Below are 2,929 nucleotides of genomic sequence, written 5' to 3'. Positions count from 1 at the left end.
GCTTGTTCATGTCGTAGGGGTACCAGAACAATTCCTTGCCCATGGTCGGCAGCTTCGGCTTCGTCATCGCCTGCGCGCGACAGTATTTCCGCAGCCCCGACGCACCGCCCCAGCGTGCGCCGACGCCGGACAGACCCCAGCCGCCCATCGGCATCGCGGGATTGAACAGGTTCGAGAACACGTCGTTGATGTTCACCGCGCCTGTGTTCAGCTGCCTGGCCACGCGTTCGCCGCGCGCCTTGTCGCCGGTCCACACCGACGCCGAAAGCCCGTAGATCGAGTCGTTGGCCATCCGGATGGCCTCGGCCTCGTCGGCCACCTTCATCACCGGCAGCGTCGGGCCGAAGGTCTCCTCGGCGACGCACGACATCGAATGGTCCACATCCACGAGCACAGTCGGCTCGAAGAAGGTGCCGACGCCGGTGCGTTTGCCGCCGGTGGTCACCCGGGCGCCCGCCGCCACCGCCTCGTCGACGTGGCGCTGCACGATCAGCACCTGATTCTCGTTGGCGAGCGCGCCGACGTCGTTCTTCGACTCACGATCGTCGGCGCCCTGACGCAAGGCGGCGACCGCGGCGGTGAGCTTGGTGACGAACTCGTCATAGGCAGGCGCTTCGACGTAGACCCGCTCGACCGAGATGCACACCTGCCCGGCGTTGAACATGCCGCCGAAGGCGATGCCGTGCGCGGCGCGGTCCAGGTCCGCGTCGGCGAGCACGATCGCCGGGTCCTTGCCGCCGAGCTCGAGGCTGTAGGGCACCATCCGCTCCGCGCAGGTGGCCGCGATCTTGCGACCGGTCGCGGTGGAACCGGTGAACTGGATGTAATCGGCGTTCTCGACCACCGCCGCGCCGGTCGCGCCCGCGCCGGTGACCACCTTGAACACCGGCGGCGCACCGATCTCGGCCCAGCCGCGGGCCAGCTCCACCGCGGACAGGGGCGTCACCTCCGACGGCTTGAGGATCACCGCGGCGCCGGCCGCCAGCGCGGGGAACACGTCGATCGCGGGCATCGCGAGCGGGAAGTTCCACGGCGTGATCACTCCGACCACGGGATAGGGGCGGTAGGCCACAGTCAGCGACTTCACCCGCGCGAGCGGGCTGTGCGGCGACGGGTGCTCGTCGGCGAGGAACTTGCCCGCCCGGCGCGCGTAGTAGCCGAGAATGTCGACCGCGAACGCCGGATCGATGATCGCGTCGACGCGCGGCTTGGCGGTCTCGGATTGCAGCACCGCGGCCAGGTGCTCGGTGTTGTCGATCAGCCAGTCCTGCATCTTCAGCAGCCACTGCTTGCGCCCGGACGGCCCGATCGCTTCCCATTCTGGCTGGTAGAGGCGCAGTTCGCGGACCGCGGCCGCCACGTCGTCCGGTGTGGTGACCGGTACGGTGCCGACGAGGTCGCCCGTGGCCGGATTGTGTACTTCGATCACCGCGACGTCTTTGTCGAGTTCGCTCACTGGTCGTTCTCCTCGTGCGTCTGCTGAATTCGGTTCACCGACTATCGCGGCGCGGCCAAGAGGAAGTGGCGTGCCCGCTCAGACAATTAGAACACGTTGCAGTTCTGGATCGAGCTGATTCCTACGGTGCTTCGCTGGCCTCGTTCTCGCGCGCCGCGATCCGGCGCAGCGGTGGCTCGGTGGGCGGCGGGACCCGGCGATCGGGGAGTTCGGCCAGCAGTGCCGTGGTAGCCGCGGCGATGGCCGCGACAGCCTTGTCGACCGCGGGTTTCGTGGCGCTACTCAGGCCGGAGATGCCGCCGACTTTGCGCACATATTGCAAGGCGGCAGCGTAGATCTCCTGCTCGGTGGCGGCAGGCTCCAGACCACGCAAGACGGTGATATTTCTACACATGACAGAACCATAGACCTGTGAGGCATGACACGACAGGCGAAGAATAAGGGGATCTGAAAATCTCGTGATGCACGTGAGATTCGCACGCCACCCGTGATCGCGGTCACGGCACTAGACTCGGCCGCATGCCTGCCAGGGGAGTACCAGCGCTGACCACTTTTCCCTACCCGGAACTGGACGAGCGCGAAGAAGATCACTGGTCGGGTGCGGGGGTGAGCGACGACGAACTGCGCGCGCTCGCACTCGGCGCCTTCTACTCCACCCGCTGGGACGCCTTCCACGACGCGATGTTGCTCGGCCCCGAGCGTGAACACCCGCTCGGCGACCGCCGCGAACTCGCCATCGACACGCTCACCGGCGCCTGGGGCATCACCGACGGCACCGAAGCCCGCGCCTCGATGGAACAGCTGCTCGAAGGCATGCACGCGCCGTTGTATTCGCTGGTGCATCCGCTGGTGATGGCCTCGGTCAACGCCAGCGAGCGCGACCGTTTCGGTGAGCGGGCCGACAAGCAGCGCGCGTTCCTGCGGCAGGTCGGTTCGTTTCGGGGGATGGACAATCCCGAGGCGCTGGTGCGCGACTACGACATCTGGGCCCAGGCCATCAAGATCGGCTTCACCGATCATCTCTCGCGCCCGTTACCCAACGACATCCACGCCTGGGATCTGGCCCGCGTCGTCGCGGTGGCCCGCATGGCGTTCACCGCGGGCTACATCGACGCCGACGTGGCGTGGGAATACTGCATGCGCGCGCTGGTGCCCGCGCAGCGCCGCTACCGCAACTGGCGCCAGTTCGGCGACGCCTACCTCACCGGCTGGACCTACTGGCAGGCCACCGAGGACCTCGCCGAACTGAAGAACGGCGGCGTCGACCGCCGGATGGAACTGGTGCGACTATGGACCCGGCCCACCAGCCCGTGGCGGCGGATCGAACTCAACGAACCGGAGCAGAAGGCGGAAACCGAAGCGGCCGAACCGAATTGAGCATTCGGTCCGGCCACCGGCACTACAGGCTGCGCAGGATACCGCGGCCGTAGCGCTGGAATTGCGTGTCGTCGACCAATCCCAGCGAATGCCCCA

3 protein-coding genes are annotated in these 2,929 nt (G+C 67.2%); 1 reads left to right on the top strand and 2 read right to left on the bottom strand.

The window, feature by feature from the left end; translation table 11 throughout:
• A partial coding sequence (locus ACFWF3_RS30560; RefSeq protein ID WP_379317156.1) for an aldehyde dehydrogenase family protein occupies window positions 1-1,456 on the bottom strand: 1,456 nt, incomplete at its 3' end.
• Between the two features lie 121 nt (window positions 1,457-1,577).
• Complete coding sequence (locus ACFWF3_RS30555) at window positions 1,578-1,850, bottom strand: DUF2277 domain-containing protein (RefSeq protein WP_378990763.1); 273 nt, start codon at window positions 1,848-1,850, stop codon at window positions 1,578-1,580.
• 125 nt (window positions 1,851-1,975) lie between these two features.
• On the opposite strand from ACFWF3_RS30555, the gene ACFWF3_RS30550 reads away from it, so the two are divergent.
• Window positions 1,976-2,833: a DUF1266 domain-containing protein gene (locus ACFWF3_RS30550; protein WP_062991379.1), complete on the top strand. Its 858-nt coding sequence runs from the start codon at window positions 1,976-1,978 to the stop codon at window positions 2,831-2,833.
• The last annotated feature ends 96 nt before the right edge of the window (window positions 2,834-2,929 follow it).

Origin of the sequence: Nocardia sp. NPDC060220 (assembly GCF_042727815.1) — a bacterium.
Classification (GTDB): Bacteria; Actinomycetota; Actinomycetes; order Mycobacteriales; family Mycobacteriaceae; genus Nocardia.
This window is presented reverse-complemented; position numbering and strand designations above follow the sequence as displayed.